The organism is Corynebacterium glyciniphilum AJ 3170 (genome assembly GCF_007673095.1).
Taxonomy (GTDB): Bacteria; Actinomycetota; Actinomycetes; order Mycobacteriales; family Mycobacteriaceae; genus Corynebacterium.
The window spans coordinates 1-284 of the sequence record NZ_VDYZ01000191.1; the positions used below are offsets into that span (position 1 = coordinate 1).

Annotated in this window: 1 protein-coding gene; it reads left to right on the plus strand. The window is 63.4% G+C overall.

The annotated features are described in order from the left end of the window. Positions 1–284, plus strand: a 284-nt coding sequence (locus FS507_RS16840) for a hypothetical protein (protein WP_145943840.1), incomplete at both ends; no start/stop codon positions are given.

Below are 284 nucleotides of genomic sequence, written 5' to 3' on the forward strand. Positions count from 1 at the left end.
GGGGAATCTGCCCAGCGTCGCGGTGCGCTGAGCCGGTTGTTGTTCCCCAAGGAATCCGCCGGGTTCGACGAGCACCGTCGTAGTTTCGGTGACGTGTCGATCCTGACCGACCGTCAGTTCCTCTACGGGTTGGTCGAGGGTGAGGAAACCGTGGTGCGGATCAGGAACAATCCGCCGATGGTGGTGCGCCTGGATGCCGTCGGTGAGCCCGATGAGAAAGGTATGCGTCAGGTGGTGTGCACGGTCAACGGGCAGATCCGTCCGATGCGGGTGCGTGACCGCTC